Origin of the sequence: Pyrinomonas methylaliphatogenes (assembly GCF_000820845.2) — a bacterium.
Taxonomy (GTDB): domain Bacteria; phylum Acidobacteriota; class Blastocatellia; order Pyrinomonadales; family Pyrinomonadaceae; genus Pyrinomonas; species Pyrinomonas methylaliphatogenes.
The window spans coordinates 199,912-220,656 of the sequence record NZ_CBXV010000001.1 but is presented as its reverse complement, the minus strand read 5'-3'; the positions used below and the strand labels follow the sequence as shown (position 1 = coordinate 220,656).

Annotated in this window: 11 protein-coding genes; 7 read left to right on the top strand and 4 right to left on the bottom strand. The window is 60.9% G+C overall.

Going from position 1 to position 20,745, the window contains the following annotated elements; genetic code table 11:
- Positions 1-2: 2 nt before the first annotated feature.
- The 4 genes from PYK22_RS00850 to PYK22_RS00835 form a co-directional block, all read right to left on the bottom strand.
- Complete coding sequence (locus PYK22_RS00850) at positions 3-1,289, bottom strand: class II aldolase/adducin family protein (protein WP_041973205.1); 1,287 nt, start codon at positions 1,287-1,289, stop codon at positions 3-5.
- 119 nt (positions 1,290-1,408) lie between these two features.
- A complete protein-coding gene (locus PYK22_RS00845) occupies positions 1,409-2,902 on the bottom strand; it encodes a rhamnulokinase (RefSeq protein ID WP_041973204.1) in 1,494 nt (497 codons plus the stop codon).
- A gap of 135 nt (positions 2,903-3,037) precedes the next feature.
- Entirely contained in the window at positions 3,038-4,330 is a 1,293-nt protein-coding gene (gene rhaI, locus PYK22_RS00840) for an L-rhamnose catabolism isomerase (protein ID WP_041973202.1), read from the bottom strand.
- Between the two features lie 27 nt (positions 4,331-4,357).
- Entirely contained in the window at positions 4,358-6,544 is a 2,187-nt protein-coding gene (locus tag PYK22_RS00835) for a bifunctional rhamnulose-1-phosphate aldolase/short-chain dehydrogenase (protein ID WP_041973631.1), read from the bottom strand.
- Between the two features lie 193 nt (positions 6,545-6,737).
- Here PYK22_RS00835 and PYK22_RS00830 point away from each other — a divergent pair, with 193 nt between their 5' ends.
- The 7 genes from PYK22_RS00830 (at position 6,738) to PYK22_RS00800 (ending at position 20,735) form a co-directional block, all read left to right on the top strand.
- Positions 6,738-10,037, top strand: coding sequence for a discoidin domain-containing protein (locus PYK22_RS00830; RefSeq protein ID WP_060635186.1), 3,300 nt, complete (start codon positions 6,738-6,740; stop codon positions 10,035-10,037).
- Positions 10,038-10,150: 113 nt separating this feature from the next.
- Positions 10,151-12,778, top strand: a complete 2,628-nt coding sequence (gene galB, locus PYK22_RS00825) for a beta-galactosidase GalB (RefSeq protein ID WP_211197569.1) — start codon at positions 10,151-10,153, stop codon at positions 12,776-12,778.
- Between the two features lie 90 nt (positions 12,779-12,868).
- On the top strand, positions 12,869-14,155 hold the full coding sequence (locus tag PYK22_RS00820; RefSeq protein ID WP_041973200.1) for a rhamnogalacturonan acetylesterase: 1,287 nt from the start codon (positions 12,869-12,871) through the stop codon (positions 14,153-14,155).
- A gap of 28 nt (positions 14,156-14,183) precedes the next feature.
- A complete protein-coding gene (locus tag PYK22_RS00815; protein ID WP_060635185.1) occupies positions 14,184-16,304 on the top strand; it encodes a TIM-barrel domain-containing protein in 2,121 nt (706 codons plus the stop codon).
- Complete coding sequence (locus PYK22_RS17710) at positions 16,301-16,510, top strand: hypothetical protein (RefSeq protein ID WP_041973198.1); 210 nt, start codon at positions 16,301-16,303, stop codon at positions 16,508-16,510. Before PYK22_RS00815 ends, PYK22_RS17710 begins: the two co-directional genes overlap by 4 nt.
- 1 nt (position 16,511) lies before the next feature.
- Positions 16,512-17,342 (top strand): rhamnogalacturonan acetylesterase, encoded by an 831-nt coding sequence (locus tag PYK22_RS00805; protein ID WP_211197568.1) that lies wholly within the window; start codon positions 16,512-16,514, stop codon positions 17,340-17,342.
- A 207-nt stretch (positions 17,343-17,549) separates the two neighbouring features.
- Entirely contained in the window at positions 17,550-20,735 is a 3,186-nt protein-coding gene (locus PYK22_RS00800; RefSeq protein WP_041973195.1) for a TonB-dependent receptor, read from the top strand.
- Positions 20,736-20,745: the final 10 nt, after the last annotated feature.

Sequence of the window (20,745 nt, the reverse complement as noted above, 5' to 3'; positions counted from 1 at the left end):
CTTCAGGCGAGGGCGAAACGCCGCTTTAACTCCTCGATCGTCTCATCCGACATCGGCGCGATCGCGCCGAGCAATCGCCCGTTGATCAAAGATTCAGCCGTCGATTCCAACACTTCCAACCGGTCGAAAGCTTCGAGGATGCTTCTTCCGAGCACTAACGCACCATCGTTTTCGAGCAACGCGACCGGAGAGCGCGCGCTCACACGCGCGGCCAAATCATCTGGCCTGACAAACTGCACGCCGTACGGGATGCGCGCGATATCGCGCAGCAACAGGTAACTTTCCGGAATGGTGCGCGAATCGAGCGGCGCATCGGTGACGCCGAAAGCCATCGCGTTCACAGGCGAAGCGTTCAGAATCGCTCCCACTTCGGGATGGCGCGCATAGATCGCCTGATGGTTGCGGCTGGCCCGGCTCGGGCGCTTGCCCGCTTCACACTTGCCGCCGCGGATGAGGACGAAATCTTCAGCGCGCAACGCATGCCGATCCGCTTCGAAAGGCGTGATGATGAAAGAATCCTCATCGACGCGCGCCGAAAAGCTTCCCGCCGTGCTGATGAAAAGCCGCTGCTGATAGCCGCGCCGCATGAACTCAGCCAGTTCGCGGCGCAACTCCTTCTCGCGATTGGTCGGCGGTTCGCGCTCGAACTCATCTAACGGCGTGACCCGTTCGCCGAGTTCCGCCGCCGACCGGTCCAGATAGCGCACCTCGCCGAGAAGTCGCGCCTTGATGATCGTCTTGGCGACAAACTCCAGAGTCTCAAAGCGCTGGAAAGCTTGCTGAAGATCGCGCCCGCCGACGACCACGCCGTGATTTTCGAGCACAGCACAATCCGCTCCCGCGGCGAACGCGCGCGCGATCCGCTCGCCCAACTCATCGCTTCCCGGCAGCGCGTAGGGCACGAAAGCGACTTGCCCGCAAACGCGCCACGCCTGATGAAAGAGGAGCGTATTTGGCACCTGTCGCGTGATGCTGAAAGCGACGAGCGCGACCGCGTGCGCGTGCACGATGGCGTGCAGGTCCGAACGCGCCTCGTAGATCTTTCGATGAAAAGGGAGTTCCGACGATGGACGATGGCGCCCTTCGACGCTGCCGTCGGGCCGCACGCAAACGATATCCTCGCGCCGCAAGTTACCCTTATCGACGCCCGCGGGCGTGATCCAAATCGCGCCATCCTCCTCGCGCAAAGATATGTTGCCGCCGGATGTCGTCGTCATGCGGTAACGATAGATGCGATCCATCGTCCGCATGATCTCATCGCGCGGATGGATGAAACTCTCCTTCCTCATTTAACTCGGGCGGCCTCGAAAATCATTCCGGTCGCAAGCGGGTTGCCAATCCCCTTGCCGATGATGCCTGATCCTGTCTCGCAAGCTAGCGATCGCTTGGTGATCCTCACCGATGGCGCTCAACGCGCCGCGCTTTCATTCGCCATTTCGTATCGCGCCTCGACCTCGGCGTAAAGGCGCCTCGCTTCATCCCACCCCTCGCGCGGCGCAAACTCCCTCGCCTCGCAATGCCGCGCAACATGCCGCCGCGCTTCCGCGAGCGAAGGGAAACGACCGGCAAAGATCGCTTGCACCGCCGCATTGCCGATGACGGTCGCCTCCACCGGACCAGCGATGATGGGCAAACCGGTCGCATTCGCCGTCGCTTGATTGAGATAGTCGTTGCGACTTCCGCCGCCGACGATCCGCACTCCGGAGATCCGCCTTCCGGTCAGACGCTCGATCACGCGCAGAACCGAAGCGTAACGCAAAGCCAAGGAATCGAGCACCGTCTTGGCAACCACCGCCGGTTCCGACGCCGCGCGTTGCCCCGTCTCTTCGAGCTGCGCGCGGATCGCCTCCAACATGCTCGGCGGATTGAGAAACCGCCCATCATCGGGGAAGATGAGTGGCACGGGCTCATCGATCTCCGACACTTCGCGAAGCAGCGCGCCGTAATCTCCACCGCCCCACTCGGCGCGGCACCTTTCGAAGATCCACAGCCCCATCACGTTCTTCAGAAAGCGAACGGTCCCGAATGCTCCGCCTTCGTTGGTCAGATTGCAGCGCGCCACATCGTCGTTGATCAATGGCTGGTCCAGTTCGACGCCGACCAACGACCACGTCCCCGAAGAGATATAGGCCCAGCCTTCTTCGAGCGGCGTGCCGACGACCGCGCTTCCAGTATCGTGCGTGGCCGGAGCGACGATGCGCACATCACCGCACCCTAGCTCATCGGCCAATCCCTTCTTCAATCGCCCTAAGTCAGTCCCCGCGGGGACGATTTCAGCCAGCAGCTGGACCGGAAGATCCAGCCTCTCCGCCAGCTCCCGATCCCATGCGCGCGTGCGCGCATTGACCAATTGCGTCGTCGTCGCGTTGGTCCATTCGCTCGCCGCGCGCCCGGTCAGAAAGAGATTAATGAGATCGGGGATCAACAACAACTTGCGCGCGCCCTTCGGCAACCCTTCGCGCGCGTGCGCGTAGAGCTGAAAAAGCGTATTAAACGGAAGGAACTGTATCCCAGTGCGGGCGAAGATCTCGGCGCGCGGCACCTGCGCGAAGACCTCTTCCATCACGCCGCGCGTGCGCGCGTCACGATAGCAGACCGGAAGCTCGACCAATTGCCCATCGGCATCTACAAGGCCGTAATCGACGCCCCAACTATCAACGCCGATGCTCGAGATGGGGCGATGCGAATGGCGCGCGCGCGAAGCGGCAGCATGGATTCCAGCTTTGATCTCGTCGAAGATGCGCAGAAGATCCCACCGCAAATGGCCCTCGGACTCCACCGGCGGATAGTGGAACCGCCGCACCTCATCGAGCCTCAACTCCTCCTCTCCGAAGCGGACGAGGAAGACGCGCCCGCTACCGGCCCCGAGATCGACGGCGATGTGCAACGCATCTTCACCCATCTTCACACTTTGCCGATCAGCAGAAAAGGTTCAATGAGCGAAAGCATCCCGCGCCCTTCTAGCAACGGCTGGCGCGCCACGCATGAACGACCTGAAGATTTAAGCTTCTCTGACCGGCGCGCTTTTGAAATGCGCTCAGACTATTCCAGCGAACGTCCCCTTGCTGACCGGGCGCTCTTCCGCTTTGCGCTGACGATAGTTGCTCGCGCGATAGACGGCGATCGGGTCGATCGCGCCGCCCGCGCGTCGCCGTGCCATCGCCAGAATCGGCGTCACATCCGTGTTGAAGGCGCGCTTGAGCGTCGCCAGCGCGGCGATCGCGTCGCAAGCGTCTTGCGCTTCGCGGAGCGCTTCGCGTTCGACGAGCGTGGCTTGCACGTAAGCGCGCACGATCTCCATCGCGCTCATCATCAACGATTCGATAGGATCGGTCACGTTGTGCGACTCGTCGATCATGTAGCTCGGATCGAATCCCGATGCCCCTTCAAGCTCGGCAGCGACCAGTTCGTTGAAGATGAGGAAGAGCTGAAAAGGCTTGATCGAACCCGCATCGAGATCATCATCGCCGTATTTGCTGTCGTTGAAATGGAACCCGCCGAGCTTGCCAAATTGAACGAGGCGCGCGACGATCATCTCGACGTTCGAATTCGGCGCATGATGCCCCAGATCGACGAGACAGAAGGCCTTCTCGCCCAAACGGCACGCGCAGTAGTAAGCCGTCCCCCAATCATTGATGACGGTCGAATAGAAGGCCGGCTCATAAAGCTTATATTCGATAAAGAGGCGCCAATCATCGGGCAGGGCGGCGTAGATCTCGCCCATGCTCTCAAGATAGCGTTCGAGCGCGCGCCGAAAGTCTATCTGCCCGGGGAAGTTTCCCCCATCGCCTATCCAAACGGTCAGCGCGCGCGATCCCAAGGCTCGGCCTATCTCTATACATTCGATGTTGTGCGCGATCGCCTGTTCGCGCACGGCGCGATCGGGATGCGTGAGGCTACCGAACTTGTAAGAGAGCCGCTGGTCCGGTTGGTCCTGAAACGTGTTCGAGTTCATCGCATCGAAGCTGAGGCCGCGCGAAGAGGCAAATTCGCGCAAAGCGCGCAGATCGTCCGCCTTATCCCACGGGATGTGAAGCGAAACCGACGGCGTCACGCGCACGAGCTTGAAGATGGTCGCGCAATCTTCCAGCTTGTCGTAGATGTCGCGCGGCTCGCCCGGCCCCGGGAAACGGGCAAAGCGCGTCCCACCCGTGCCCACGCCCCATGAAGGCAACGCGACGCGAAACGCTTGCGCCCTCTTCGTCACCTCTTCGATATCGATCCCTCTGCGGCGCAACACCTCGCCGAGGTGCGCATAATCGGTTTCCAGCTCCGCTTCCAGCTTGCGATTCTGCTTCGCGATGAACTCATCGTCGATCTCGAATCCCATACGGTCTCCTCCAAGACGCGAAGATCACTAGCGCAAGAACCCATCCTGCAAACCGCCATCGACCGGAATGATGTGCCCAGTCGTTTTGCCAAGGCGCGCGGAGACGAGCAAGAAGATCGCCTCGGCCTGATCCTCCGGCTCGATCGGCACGTTAAGCAACGACCGTTGCGCGTAGAAGTTCGCCAACTTCTCGCGCAAGACATCGGTTGACTCGCTCTCATCAAACGGAATCCCGTACTTCGCCAGCGAAGCGATGACCCGATCGCGCGGGAACATCGCGCTTCCACGGACGACCGTGGCCGGCGCCACCGCGTTGACGCGCACGAGCGGCGCAAGCTCAACGGCTAACTCGCGCACGAGATGGTTGGCCGCCGCTTTGCTCGCGTCATACGCCAAACTTCCCTTCTTCGCGACGACAGCGTTGGCGCTCGTCGTCAAAACGATGCTCCCGCCCTTCAAACTCTGCCGCTCGAAGACCCGTCGCGCTTCGTCGGCGACGATGTACGCGCCCGTGACGTTGATGGCGAAGGTGCGCGCCCAATCCTCATCCGAGACGCGCCCGGCCCGGTCCGGCGGGACGAAGATGCCCGCCGTGACGATGACCGCATCTATCCCGCCAAAGGCGAGGATCGCGTCTTCAAAGGCGCGCGCGATCGTGCGCCGATCCGTCAGATCACACCGCAAACCGATCGCCGGCCCGCAACCGCTGATCCCTGAACCGGCGACGCCGAGCCCTTCGCCGCGCACGGCGACGATCTCCTGCGCCGTGCGCTGGGCCGCCTCTTCATCCAAATCCACGCAGACGACGTGCGCCCCTTCCTTCGATAGACGGTGCGCCGCCGCCCGCCCGATGCCGGAACCGGCGCCGATGATGACGGCCACTTGCCGATCTAACTCCTTCTCCGGCGGCAGACGGCGGAGCTTGGCCTCTTCTAATGACCAATACTCGATGTCAAAGGCTTCCTGCTCATCGAGCGCTTCGTATTCGTCGATCGCCTCAGCGCCGCGCATCACCTCGATGGCGCAATTGTAGAACTCCGCCGTCATGCGCGACTCGCTCTTGTTCTTGCCCCAAGCGATCATGCCGAGTCCGGGGATCAAGATCACTGTCGGATTGGGATCGCGCATCGGCGGCGAATCTGGACGCCGACAACGGTTATAGTAAGCCGCATAGTCGCGCCGATATCGCTCAAGCCCCTCGCCGAGCAAGCCCTTCAAGCGTTCGACGTCGCCGCTTTCGGGATCCCAATCGACAAATAGGGGCTTGATCTTAGTCCGCAGGAAATGGTCCGGGCATGACGTGCCGAGTTCGGCCAATCGCGGCCCCTCGACGCTGTTGACAAACCACAGCGCCCGCTCATCATCCTGCACCGTCGCGACGAAACGCCTTTCAACCGAAAGCTGCCCGCGCAACCACGGGATGATCTCGACCTGAATCCTGCGCCGTTCGCCATCCGAGATGGGCCGGTACCTCAAACCGCCGAAAGTCCGCTCGCCGCGATCGCGCTCGGCGATATAGCGCGCCGCACGCTCGACGATCTCGAGCGCCGTCTCGTAACAGGTCTTGTCATCATCGCTCCAGGAGCTCATGCCGTGATGACCGAGCAGGACGCCGCGGGCGCGCGGATGATCCTTGATCAACTGCTCGATCTTCAATCCGAGATCGAAACCCGGTCGCTGCCACGGGACGTAGATCACATCGTCGCCGTAAATTGTGCGACACAGCCGCTCCTGATTGACAGAGGCGGCAATCGCGATCACGGCGTTCGGATGCAAGTGATCCACATGCTTGTAAGGGACGAAAGTGTGAAGCGGCGTGTCGATCGAACAGGCGCGCGGATTCAAATTGTAGACGCAATGCGCATAGAGCGGGTACATCGCATCTTCGACGGGAGTCTTCGGCCCGCGCTCCGGATGGCGAAGGTAAAGCGCCTTCATCGCGCGCACTTTGTCCAAGTAGAGCGAGGCGAACCCGTCGCGCTTGGCCGTTCTGAGATCGCCGCCCGATCCCTTGACCCACAGGATCTCGACCTCTTCGCCGGTGAGCGGATCCCTCTCGATGAGCTTCGCCGAGGTGTTGCCGCCGCCCGTGTTGGTCAGGGTGATGTCTTCGCCGAGTTTATTTGAGCGATAGACCAACCGATCGAGCGGCGAAAGGCCGGCGACCTCCTCGTCGCGCCACAGATATTTGACATGCTTGAACTCTCTCTCCATCATCCTCCAGCCGTTTCGGCCCCCTTCGACTTTTCGCTGAACGAGGGTCAAGTATAGCCAAGGCGCGAGAAATTGCAAGATCATAAGATGACGATATCATCTCAACACAGAACCGGCGAGCGCGAACTTGTCATAATCTCGAAAGATGATATTATGATCTTTAAGCTCGACCATCCCCTCATGACGGATCGATATGCCGACCTATCGTTCTTCGCCGTTTCTCGCATCCATCGCGCTGATCCTGCTTTCGGCATCCGCTTCGACGGCCCAAGCGCGGTTGGATCTGGCGGGCGCGTGGCGATTCGCGCTCGACCCGCACGACCAAGGCATCGAAGGGCGCTGGTTTGCGCGCGACCTTGCGGATCGGATCCGCCTTCCCGGCTCGCTTCAGGAGCAAGGTTATGGCGACGAGATCAGCACGGCGACGCCATGGGTGCTGTCGCTCTATGATCGCCACTGGTACTTGCGCGCCGAGTATCGGGCGGCGGCGCAACCGGGCAACGTTCGCGTGCCTTTTCTTGCGCAACCGCCGCGCCACTATCTTGGCCCGGCGTGGTATCAGCGCGACCTAGAGATTCCCGCTGCCTGGTCCGGGAAACGGATCGCGCTCTTTCTGGAGCGGCCTCATTGGGAGACGACCGTCTGGCTTGACGATCGCGAGATCGGTTCTTGCCGCAGTTTGGTCGCGCCGCACGTTTACGAACTCGGCCAGTTAACTACTGGGAAACACCGTTTGACGATCCGCATCGACAATCGGTTGATCATGCCTTATCGCCCGGACGCGCACAGCGTCTCCGATTCGCTGGGCGGGACGTGGAACGGCATCGTCGGGCGGATCGAGCTTCAGGCGACGACGCCCGTGTGGCTCGACGACGTGCAGGTCTTTCCCGATATCGAGAAGCGCTCAGCGCGCGTCAAGGTTCAGATCGGCAACATCACGGGTCGGGCCGGCACCGGCACGCTCACGGTGAACGGGGCGAGCGTTCCGGCTTCGTGGGGCGCCCAAGGTGGGAGCGCCGAGCTTGAGATCGCGTTGGACCAGAACGCGCAAACGTGGGATGAGTTCAACCCAGCGTTGCAGAAGCTCACCGTGCGACTTGTGGGCGATGGGGCCGACGACACGCGCCAAGTGACCTTCGGCCTGAGGAGCCTGCGCGCCGATGGCACGCGCTTTTTGCTCAACGGGCGCCCCATCATCTTTCGCGGGACGCATCACGGCGGGGATTTCCCTTTGACCGGTTATCCGCCGACGGATGTCGAGTACTGGCGGCGGCTCATCCGCCTCTGTCAATCCTGGGGCCTGAATCACATGCGCTTTCACTCCTTCTGTCCGCCGGAAGCGGCCTTCATCGCGGCGGATGAACTAGGTTTCTATCTGCAACCGGAAGCCGGGATGTGGAACGCGATCAGCCCGGGCACGGAGATGGAGCGCATGCTTTATGAAGAGACCGAGCGGATGATTCGCGCTTACGGGAATCACCCATCGTTCATGCTCCTTTCGCCGAGCAATGAGCCGAGCGGGAGATGGAAAGAGGCTTTGCCTCGCTGGGTCGAGCATTTCAGGCGCGAAGATCCGCGCCGGCTCTACACGACCGGCACCGGGTGGTCTTTGATCGATGCGCCCGGACCGGTCAAGGGAGCCGATTACTTGGCCGTTCATCGCATCGGGCCGAACATGCTGCGCGGCCCGTCGGCTTGGTTCGGGCTCGATTACTCGCGTTCGTTGCGCGGCGTTGACGTGCCCGTGATCGTGCATGAACTGGGTCAATGGAGCGCCTATCCAGATTACGACGTGATCAAGAAGTTCACTGGCTATCTGCGCCCGGGCAACTACGAGATCTTTCGCGCGTCGATGGCGGCGCATGGGCTTCTGGCGAAAGACAAGGATTTCGCCTTCGCCTCCGGGCGCTTTCAACTCGCGTGCTACAAAGAGGAGATCGAAGCCAACTTGCGCACGCCCGGGCTGAGCGGCTTTCAACTGCTCGATCTGCATGACTATTTGGGCCAAGGCACGGCGCTCGTCGGCGTGCTCGATCCGTTCTGGGAGCAGAAAGGCTATGTGACGGCGGAAGAGTTCCGTCGCTTCTGCGGTCCGACGGTGCCGCTCGCCCGTTTACCAAGTCGCGTCTTCACGACCGACGATCTTTTCGCGGTTGATGTGGAGATCGCCCATTATGGGCCGGCGCCGCTCGAAAAGGCGACGCCCTATTGGAAGATCGCCGATTCCGACGGCAAGATCGTCGCGCAAGGCGAATGGCCGAAGCGCACGATCCCCATCGGCAAGAACATCCCGCTCGGCAAGATCGAGGTTGAGCTGGCGAAGTTTCCGGCGCCGCGCGCTTATCGGCTGATCGTCGGATTGCGCGGCACGCAAGCGGAGAACGATTGGGATTTCTGGATCTATCCGGCGCGCGTGGACACAACCGCACCGCGCGACATTCTGATCACGCGATCATGGGAAGAAGCGGAAACGCGCCTTGCCGAAGGCGGCAAAGTGCTCTTCATCCCGCGCGTCGCCGATCTAGACTGGACCAGCCCGCCGCTCGACGTCGTGCCGATCTTCTGGAACCGGCAGATGAATCCGGCTTGGAGTCGGATGCTCGGCCTCTGGATAGATGAACGCCATCCGGCCTTCGCGCGCTTTCCGACCCGCTCATATTTCGATTGGCAATGGGCGGATCTCATCCGCGGCGTGCGCGCCATCAATCTCGACTCGCTGCCGCGCGAACTCGAACCCGTCGTCTACGCGATAGATGATTGGAACCGGAACTACAAACTCGGCGTGATCTTCGAATGCCGCGTCGGGCGCGGTCGCTTGCTGGTGAGCGCCATCGACCTCATCGATCGTCTGGCGGAGCGCCCGGCGGCGCGTCAACTGCGCCGTTCATTGCTCGATTACATGGCGAGCGCGCGTTTTCAGCCGCGCGTGAGCGTCGCGGCTTCAGCCATACGCGGGCTGCTCTTTGACACGCGCATCATGAGCAAACTCGGCGCGACAGCCCACGCCGACGAGGGCGATGCCGCTCGCGCGATAGATGGCGATCCGAACACGTACTGGTTCTCCTCTCGGCACCCTTATCCACACGAACTAGTGATCCGCTTCCCATCGCCGACCGCCATCTCGGGAGTCGTCATTATGCCGCGTCAGAATCACCGCGAACACGAGGGCGACATACGCGAGTATCTACTTTTGGCGAGCGACGATGGGGCGACTTGGCATGAGGTGAAGCGCGGCGAACTGGTCTCGACCTTCGCGCCGCAGCGGATCGCTTTCGCGCAAACGATCACGACGCGCCATCTGAAACTGGTTGCGCTCTCCGGCTTCGCCGATGACCAGACGGCAGCGCTCGCGGAACTGGCCGTCATCTACGCCGGACCACCGCTTGGCGAAAACGGCGACGGTTCGATTCGCTACCAACGCCAGCGCTCCGCCAGTCCAGATGTGGATGAAGCGCCCGATCGCCCGATGCCGCGGCGCGCCACTCGCCCTTGACGGCGCGCGCGTCGCTCATGATCAGCGAGCGAACATCTTGACAAAACGGCGCGGAATCGTTTTTGTTCGAGATCGCTTTTCGATCCATCGTCACGTTGGAGGAGCGCTCAAAAGTGAAGAAAGAGACGGTATCCAAAATCTGGCGAGCGGCTTTCGTCATCGCTCTGCTCATCGTGGGCGCAGAGGGCGCCGTTTTACGCGAGCGCGTGTCTTTCAATTCCGATTGGCGATTTCGCAAGGGCGATCCGCCCGGAGCGGAAGGCGTCTTAAGTTACGCGCGGATCAAAGAGTGGGTGCTGGCGACGGGCAACGAATTTACGCGCGATCCGACGAAAAGGCGCGAGCGACCGAGCGGCAATCTGGGGGAAGAGGTCGCCTACACGCGCCCAGATTTCGACGATCGCGACTGGCAGCCGGTCGAACTCCCGCACGATTGGGGGATCGAAGGACCTTTCAAGCAGGAGTATCCGGGAGAATCGGGCAAACTCCCATGGTGGGGAGTCGGTTGGTATAGAAAGCATTTCACCGTCCCGCGCTCCAGCGACGGTCGGCGTTTCCTTTTGGAGATAGACGGCGCGATGGCCTACGCGCTTGTGTGGTTGAACGGCCGGTTCGTCGGCGGCTGGCCCTACGGTTACGCTTCGTTCGCTTTGGACCTGACGCCATACATTGAGCCGGGCCGCGAGAACGTCCTCGCCATACGGCTGGACAATCCGCCGGAAAGCTCGCGCTGGTATCCGGGAGGCGGCATCTACCGCAACGTCTGGCTGGTCGAGACGGGGCCCGTGCATGTCGCTCACTGGGGGACATACGTGACGACGCCGGAAGTTTCGCCCACCTCGGCCACCGTCAACGTCGAAGTGACGGTCGCGAACGCGTCGCCCGCTCCCGCCGCTGTCACCATCAGGACGCGCATTCACCAACTCGGAGCCGATGGCCGACCGCTTCCGGCAACGGTCGCCGTCGCGCAACCGGTCGAGATCAGCGTCGCTTCCGGCGCGAACGGTAGCGCGGTCGCGCAAGCCAAGATACGCGCGCCCAAGCTGTGGAGCATCGAGAACCCGAATCTCTACGTCGCGGTGACGACCGTCATCGCGAACGGTCGCCCCGTCGATGAGTACGAGACGCGGTTCGGCGTGCGCACGATCCGCTTCGATGCGCAACAAGGCTTCTTGCTCAACGGCAAGCGGGTGAAGATTCAGGGCGTCTGCAACCATCACGATCTCGGACCGCTGGGCACGGCGCTTAACGTGCGCGCTCTCGAACGCCAGCTTGAGCTGCTCAAAGAGATGGGCGCTAACGCCATCCGCACGAGCCACAATCCGCCGGCGCCGGAACTGCTTGATCTCTGCGATCGCATGGGTTTCCTCGTGATGGATGAAGCTTTCGATTGCTGGCGTCGCGGGAAGAAAGAGAACGATTACCATCTGCTGTTCGATGATTGGCACGAGAAGGATTGGCGCGCGCAACTCCGACGCGACCGGAACCATCCGTCGATCATCCTCTGGAGCATCGGCAACGAGATACTCGAACAGAATTCTCCCGAAGGCATCCAGATCGCCACGGAGCTTGTCCGCATCGCGCACGAAGAAGATCCGACGCGCCCCGTGACGGCAGCGTGCAACTTCACGGAAGCCGGCTATAACGGCTTTCAGAAGATAGTCGATGTTTTCGGCTACAACTACAAACCGATGGAGTACGGGAAGTTCAGGCGAGCGAATCCAAACATACCGCTCGTCGCCTCGGAGACGGCTTCGACCGTCAGCTCCCGCGGCGAATACTTCTTCCCTGTTTCGGACGACAAAAGCAAAGGGTTCTTCAATTTTCAAGTCAGCTCCTACGACCTTTACGCGCCACCTTGGGCGACGACGCCTGACACCGAATTTGCGGCGCAAGATCAATATCCGTTCGTCGCAGGCGAATTCGTCTGGACCGGGTTCGACTATCTTGGCGAGCCGACGCCTTACGGCGGAGACTCGACCACCATGCTCGCCTTCACCGACGCGGAATTGCGCGCGCGTGCCGAGCGCGAGTTGCGCGAGCGTGGCAAGATCAGCGTCCCCTCGCGCAGCTCCTACTTCGGGATCATCGATCTTTGCGGTTTCCCCAAGGATCGCTTCTACCTCTACCAAGCCCGCTGGCGTCCAGACCTTCCGATGGTCCATATCCTGCCGCACTGGAACTGGCCCGAACGAATCGGTCAGAACGTGCCCGTGCACGTTTACACGTCGGGCGACGAAGTGGAGCTTTTCTTGAACGGGCGCTCGCTCGGGCGGCGCAAGAAAGGGCCGGGCCAGTACCGGTTACGGTGGGATGATGTCGTATACGAGCCGGGGAGCTTGCGCGCCGTCGCCTACAAGAACGGACGGAAATGGGCCGAAACTACGGTGCGCACGACCGGGCCAGCCGCGCGAGTCTCTCTCAACCCGGATCGCGTGCGGATTCGCGCCGATCGCAAGGATCTCGCTTTCATCACCGTCCGCATCACCGACCGCGATGGACTGACGGTCCCGCGCACGCACAATCTCATACGCTTCCATATTGACGGGCCGGGCGAGATCGTCGCCGTCGCGAACGGCGACGCGACGAGCCACATGCCGTTTAAAGCGAACGAGATGAGAGCCTTCAATGGCCTCTGCCTCGTCATCGTGCGCTCGACGGGGCGCGCTGGCACGATCCGCGTGCGCGCCCAAGCGGAAGGACTGGCAGAAGCTGCGACGGTGATCACAGCGACCCCGTAACTTTAAGACGCGGCAGCGCCTCAAAAACGAGGCGCTGCCCTTTCGAGCTTCGCGCCGAGACGGAAGCGCTCTACCTTGAGAAGCAAAAGGATGCGCACCATTCTTATCGCGTTCATCTTTCTCGCCAGCACATTCGCCGAAGCCCGCGCTTCGACGCGACCGCTCCATCTCAAATTCGATTTCGGTTCCGGTCCGGTCGCTTCCGGTTATACGCAAGTTCTGCCGACGACCGTGTACAGCAAGAGGCGCGGTTATGGATTTGAACCCGGAGCGCACATCTCATGCTTGGACCGCGGTGGACCAGATGATCTGCGCCGTGATCTTTGCACGAGTGATCGCCCATTCTTCTTTTCGGTCGCGCTTCCCGAAGGCAACTATCGCGTGAAGATCATCCTCGGCGATGCCAGGGAGGCGACGGCGACGACCGTCAAAGCCGAATTGCGCCGCTTGATGCTCGAACGGGTCGAGACCGCTCCGGGCCAATTTCAGACGCGAGAGTTCGTCGTAAACGTTCGCACGCCGCACATCACAGGCGACGGCGAGGTCCGATTGAAAGAGCGCGAAAAAGAGATCGAGGCGTGGGCGTGGGACGAGAGATTGACGCTCGAATTCAATGGCGAGCATCCGGCTATCGCCGCGCTCGAGATAAGCCGCGCCGATGTTCCGACCGTCTTTCTGCTCGGCGATTCGACCGTCTGCGATCAACCGCTCGAACCATATAGCAGTTGGGGCCAGATGCTTCCGCGCTTCTTCGGTCCCGCAATCGCCATCGCCAATCACGCCGAATCGGGTGAATCGCTTCGCAGCTCGCTCGCCGCGCATCGGCTCGACAAAGTACTAAGCGCGATGAAGCCGGGCGATTATCTGCTCATCCAATATGGCCACAACGATGAGAAGGAGAAAGGCGGCGGGCCGTTTACGACCTACAAAGAAGCGCTGCGCCTTTTCGTCGAAAGGGCGCGCCAACGCGGCGGGATCCCTGTGCTCATCACGCCGGTCCACCGTCGAACGTTCGATGCGACTGGCAAGATAATCAACTCGCACGGCGATTACCCGAAGGCGATGCGCCAAGTGGCGCGCGAGCTCAACGTGCCGCTGATCGATTTGAACGCCATGAGCGAAGCTTTTTACGAAGCGCTCGGGCCAGAACGCTCTAAACTCGCTTTCAAAGAGGGCGACAATACGCATCATAACGCCTACGGGGCATACGAGCTTGCGCGCGCCGTCATCGAAGGGATCAGGCGGAGCGACCTGGATTTAGTCCGTTATTTGGCCAACGACGTTCGCCCGTTCGATCCGCATCATCCTGATCCGCCGGAGAGCTTCAAGCTGCCGGCAAGCCCAACGCAGCTCGGGCCGAAACCTTTGGGCAATTGACGTTAGAGGAAGAGAAGCAAACGCAGTGATGAAACTGATTTCGACCGAAGAGATGATGATGATGACAAAAGTTTACGCTCTATTGCTTCTCGCGTTCGTGTGCGGTGAAGCGCGATCGCAAATCGAAAGGAGCGGCGCCGCGCTCGTCTTGCGCTCAGATCAACTCGATGCGCGCAGCGAACGCAAGGATCGTTCTCTTCTGCTCGACGGTTTTTTCTACGAAACAAAGGGCGGCGAACGCTTCCCGCTCCCCGCGGAGCTTACGGCCCGCGCGCGCGACCGCGGAGCGAGCGAAGCGAAGATGCCCGATGGGCGCGCCGTCAGGCTTTCGGTCGAGCGGGAAGGGGATGATTTCCTTTTACGCATGAGCGCCGCGCCTGCGTCCGACATCGCCAAGTGGGGGTTGAGCATCGAAGCCGCTCCCGACGAGTACTATACGGGTCTGATGGAGCGCGTCGTCGATGGCCCACAGGCCGCTTCGTGGGCGCCGGGTCTACGGGCGGCGATGGATTTGCGCGGTCAGCAGGTTGAGATGATCCTCAAGCCGACCACTTCTGTTTACGCTCCGTTCTACCTCTCATCGCGCGGCTACGCCGTGTTCGTTCGGAGCGAGTGGCCCGGTCGCTTCGACTTCGCGGCGAGCGATCCCAGGCGCGTTCGCATCGAGTTCGAGGGTCCGGCGCTCGAGCTGAAGATCTACACGGCGCGCGATCCAGCGCGACTCGTGCGCGCGCACGCGCTCGAAGCTGGACCACCTATTTTACCGCCGCGCTGGATCTACGCTCCATGGCGCTGGCGCGATGAGCACACGCACCGCGCAACCTATTACGATGGGACGCCCGTCACCGGACCGTTCAACTCCGAAGTGATGGAAGACATCTTGATGATGAAGGCGTTCGGCATCCCGTGCGGCGTCTACTGGATAGATCGCCCGTGGGGGACAGGGCTGTGGGGATACGACGATTTCGAGATAGATCCGAAACGGCTCCCGAATTTCGCCGCCATGGTCCGCTGGTTGAACGAACAAGGGATCCGAACGGTCCTTTGGATCGGCCCGTTCTTTCAAGGCAAGATGGCCGAAGAGGCGCTGGCCAAGGGTTACAACCTCCCGGACCAGAAGCGCCCGCCTAACGGGAACAACTACCCGCTCGTCGATTTCACTAACCCACAGGCGAAAGCTTTTTGGCAAAGCGGCGTCGAGAAACTCTTACGGCTCGGCGTTGCCGGTTTCAAGCTCGACCGCGGCGAAGAGGATATCCCAGATGATGGCCCATCGCGCGTCTTCGATGGCCGCTCGATCCGCCAGAACCGCAACATCTATCCGGTGCTCTATCTCAAAGCGACCTACGACGTAGCGCGCACACATCGTGGCGACGATTTTATCCTGATGCCGCGCGCCGCCTACACGGGCAGCTCGCCTTACGGCGTCTTCTGGGGCGGAGACATCGGCGGGACGCAAGAAGGCTTGCGCGCTTCGATCATCGCCGTGCAACGCGCCGCTGTGATGGGCTATCCGAACTGGGGATCGGACACCTGCGGTTATAACCAGCAATTGCTAGAGCAGGAGGTCTGCGGTCGCTGGCTCGCTTTCAGCGCTTTTACGCCGATCATGGAGGTCGGACCGACGCGCAACGTCGGGTTCTGGAATCTGCCGCGCCAACCGAGCTACGACACGACGTTGATCGCCATCTGGCGGCTCTATGCACGTTTGCACGAGAAGCTGGCGGATTATAGCTACGCTTGCGCCCGCGAAGCGCACGAAACCGGGATGCCCATCGTCAGGCCGCTTTTCCTCATCGATCCGCGCGCGCCGGAGGCGTGGACCAACTGGTGGACCTATCTTTACGGTCCGGACATTCTGGTCTCGCCCATCTGGGAGAAAGGGCGACGAGTGCAAGAGGTCTATCTGCCGCGAGGCGCGAAATGGCGTGATGCGTGGCATCCCGAAAAAGTCTACGAAGGTGGACAGACGATCAAAGTGCGCGCTGAACTCTATCAGATCCCGATCTTCATCCGCGACGGCGCGAAACTCGACCTCGGCGATCTCGAACGTGAATACCGCGAATCGCTCGCCATCGCTGAAAGGCGACCCGATCTGAAGGCGCTGGAAGCGGAGGTGAAAGCGTGGTTCACCCGAGAGCCAAAATGAGCAGGAAGCGCGCTGTCGGAATTCGAAGGGTCGGCGGCGCGCCTTACAAGGCGGCTTGTGCCGCTCGCCTGCAACCGGCGCGACGCCTGAACCACATCGGGTCGAAATGCGCGCCTTACAAGACGGCTTTTTTCACGACCGCAGATCGACAGAACTTGAACGCGCGGCATGACCGCGCCAAGATCACCGAAAAGGAGGAATCTTAAAATGCGGAGAGCATTCTTGATTTCGTTCTTCGTCATCATCTTTTCCGTCGTTACGGCGGCACAGCAGGAGAAGGTCAACCCGCGCCTTCCGACCCTCTTCATTATCGGCGATTCGACCGTGAGAACGACCACGCCGGGCCAGCAAGGATGGGGCGATCCGATCGCAGCATACTTTGATCCGCAGAAGATCAACGTCGTCAACCGCGCCATCGGCGGGCGCAGCAGTCGCACCTTCCTGACCGAGGGGCGGTGGGACGAGATCCTCGCGCAACTCAAGCCGGGAGATTTCGTCCTCATGCAGTTCGGTCACAACGATGCTGGTCCGATCAACGACACGCAACGCGCGCGCGGCACGATCCGCGGCATCGGCGAAGAGACGATCGAGATAGATAACCTTCTGACGAAGAAGCACGAGGTGGTCCACACCTATGGCTGGTACTTGCGCAAATACATCCGCGACGCTAAGGCGAAGGGCGCAACGCCCATCGTCCTTTCGCCCATCCCGCGCAAGATCTGGAAAGATGGGCAGATAGTGCGCGCCTCGCGCGATTATGGGCTATGGGCCAAACAAGTGGCGCGCGCCGAAGGTGTGCCGTTCGTCGATCTCAACGAGATCATCGCGCGACGCTACGAGAAGATGGGCCCTGAAAAAGTGAACGCGCTCTTCGCTGACGAGCACACGCACACCACGCCAGCCGGAGCCGAATTGAACGCCGAGTGCGTCATTTCGGGATTGAAAGGGTTGAAGCGTTGCGAGCTTTGCCGGTTCTTCTCCGCCAAAGCCAAGGGCGTTCCCGCATTCAAAGCGGACAGCGCTGAGCTTCGAAACTGAAATGACAGGCTAGCTGCGCGACCGTCGCGCTCTGGAAGCCGAACGGAACTGAATCTGAGAGAAGATCGCGGGATCGGTTCTTTCGAAACAGGATCCCGCATGCTATCATCCGCTTGAACGTCCAACGCCAACCGCAATCTGCACGCTTCCAGCTTGCGAAGAGTCCCGGTCGATGATCGGATCTCAACTCGGAGGTACAAAGGGGAAATGTCTGATCACAACTTCGCGTGGAAAGTCTGTTTCTTCTTAGCGGCCCTATTTTCCGCCCTGAGCGTTCATTCATATGCCCAATCGACCGCCACGTTGCAAGGGACGGTGACGGACCAACAGGGCGCGGTTATATCCGGCGCGCGCATCACCGTGCGCAACGAAGCGACTGGTCTTGAACGCACAGCGCAGACCGATGCTGAGGGCAACTACCAGGTGGCCGCGCTGCCGCCGGGCACCTATCGCATCGAAGTGCAGGCGCAGGGCTTTCAAACGCAAGTCGTCAACGGAGTGACTATCGAGGTGGCGCGCACGGTTGTGCAGAATTTTCAACTGGCAGTTGGAAGCGTCACGCAGGAAGTGACCGTCAGTTCCGACGCTCCGGCCATCGAGACGGCGACCACTTCGGTCGGCACCGTCATCAATCAGCGCACGGTGCAAGATATCCCGCTTAACGGGCGACACTTCGTGGACCTCGGATTGTTGCTTCCCGGCTCGGTCGCGCCGCCGCAGAACGGATTTTTGACGGCTCCGGTGCGCGGCCAAGGCTCTTTCGCTTTCAACACGGCGGGCAATCGCGAAGATACGGTCAATTTCCAGATCAACGGCATCAACCTCAACGACATGGTGCAGAATCAGATCACCTTCCAGCCGTCGATCAACACCGTGCAGGAGTTCAAAGCCGATAATTCGACCTTTAGCGCCGAATATGGGCGCAACTCCGGCGCCGTCGTCAATATCGCGACGCGATCGGGCACGAACGAATTTCACGGCGAGATCTTCGAGTTCCTGCGCAACGACGCGCTCGATGCGCGCAACTTTTTCGATGGGGCGAACAAACCGCCGTTCAAACGCAATCAGTTCGGCGTTGCGCTCGGCGGCCCCATCTACTTGCCGCGCTTTGGCGAAGGCGGTCCAGTCTTCGGTTATCGCGGCAAGAACAAGACCTTCTTCTTCTTCAGCTACGAAGGGCTCCGACAGCGCCAAGGGTTGACGATCAACAGCGGCGTTCTGCGCGATGACGAGCGCGCGCAAGTCACCGATCCGACCTCGCGCAAGCTACTTGACCTGATCCCGCGGGCGAACGCGACGGGACCGCGCGGCGAAGGGCGTTTCATCGGTTCAGCCACGGCGCCGGTAGATCTGGACCAGTGGACGCTCGATATAAGCCATAACCTCTCGCCGCAAGACCGCCTTCACGGTTATTATGCTTTCCAACGCGATCTGCGCATCGAGCCGACGCTGCAAGGCAATACGATCCCCGGCTTCGGCGACACACGCCGTTCGCGCCGTCAACTACTGACGCTTAATCTAACCCACACTTTCAACGCGAACACGGTGAACGAGGCCCGTTTCGGCTTCAACCGCATCTTCATCACCTTCCAACCGAACGCGCAGCTTAACCCGGCCAGTTTCGGGATCAGCAACGGAATAAACGAGCCCTTGGGCCTTCCGCAGATCACCATCGGCGGGATTGGACTCAATTTTGGAGGGCCTGCCGGCTTCCCGCAGGGACGCGGCGACACGACCTTCGTCGTTTCCGATACGCTGAGCTACTTGCGCGGCAATCACTCGTTCAAATTCGGCGGCGAATGGCGGCGATTTTATAACAATAACTTCAACCGCGACGTCGGGACGATCGGCTTCAACAGCATCGCCGATTTCAGTCGCGGCGCCGCGAGCACTTTCGGCGTCACGCTCGGCGCGCCCTCGAGCAGCATCGCGCAAGGCGCCTTTGGCCTTTTCGTCCAAGACAACTACAAGTGGCTCCCTAATGTGACGCTCGAACTCGGCTTGCGCTACGACTGGAACATGACGCCGACGGAAAGGTATGACCGATTCGTCGTCTTCGACCCGCGAACCGGATCGCTTCGCCGCGTCGGATCAGACATCGATCAAGTCTACCAAACCAACAACAAGAACTTTCAGCCGCGAGTTGGACTGGCGTGGGATCCGTTCAAAGACGGGCGGACCAGCGTGCGCCTCGCCTACGCCATTCTGGTGGACCAACCAGTGACCAACCTCGTCACGCCAACGGCATCCAATCCACCGCTGGCGACGCGCGTTGCCTTCTCCGGTCCGGGAACGACGAGCTACGCCAATCTCCTCAATGCCGCGCGCGCGACGGGCCTCGTGCCCGTGACGGTCGATCACGGTTTCGTCAATGCCTACGTTCAATCGTGGAACCTGAACGTACAACGCGAGGTTACGCCGGGCCTCGGCGTGATGGTCGGTTATTTCGGATCGAAAGGCACGCATCTTCGCCTGCAACGCAACATCAATCAATTCATCAACGGCGTGCGCCCCTATCCGACCGTTTCATCCGCGAGCCCAATCCTCCCGGGCGTCGCGCTCGGCAACATCTTGCAGAACGAAAGCTCCGGCAATTCCAGTTATAACGCGCTGTGGGCGACGGCGAACAAGCGATTCGCGCGCGGCCTGCAATTCAACGCCTCCTACACGTGGTCGAAGTCGCTCGACTACAACTCCCTCAACTCGCAAGGCACGGTCGTGCAGAACAGCTACAACGTGCGCGCTGATCGTGGTCTTTCGGACTTCGACGCGCGCCACCGTTTCGTCATCAGCGCCATCTATGAACTTCCTTTCCAGCGCAATTTCCTAGTCAGAGGCTGGCAATTGGCAACGATCGTCCAAGCGCAAAGCGGCAATCCGATCAACATCGTCGCCGGCAACCCGCTTCCCATCGCTGGGACGTCTATCGGCGGAGCTAACATCGCGTCGTTTACCGGCGTGGCGACGATCAGGCCCGATCTGATCGGTCCGGTACAGGTCATCGGAAGTCCCAATCAATGGTTCACGAACACCGTGTGCGATCCGCGCGCGCCGAGCGTTTGCCCCACGGGAGCGGCTTTCGCGCTTCCAGCAGCGTTGGTTAACGGGCAGACCGTCTTCCATTTCGGCAGCCTTGGGCGCAACACGATCATCGGTCCAGCCTTCAACAACACGGACTTTTCCGTCATCAGGAACTTCAACTTCACTGAAAGCACGCGCCTGCAATTCCGCGCGGAGTTCTTCGATCTGTTCAACCATGCGAACTTCGGCCCGCCGGGCAACGTCGCGCAAGTCGGCAGTTCGACCTTCGGCGTCATCAGCCGCACGCGCCTGCCGACGGGCGACGCCGGATCATCGCGCCAAATCCAGTTCGCGCTAAAGCTGATCTTTTGAACGCTAAGAC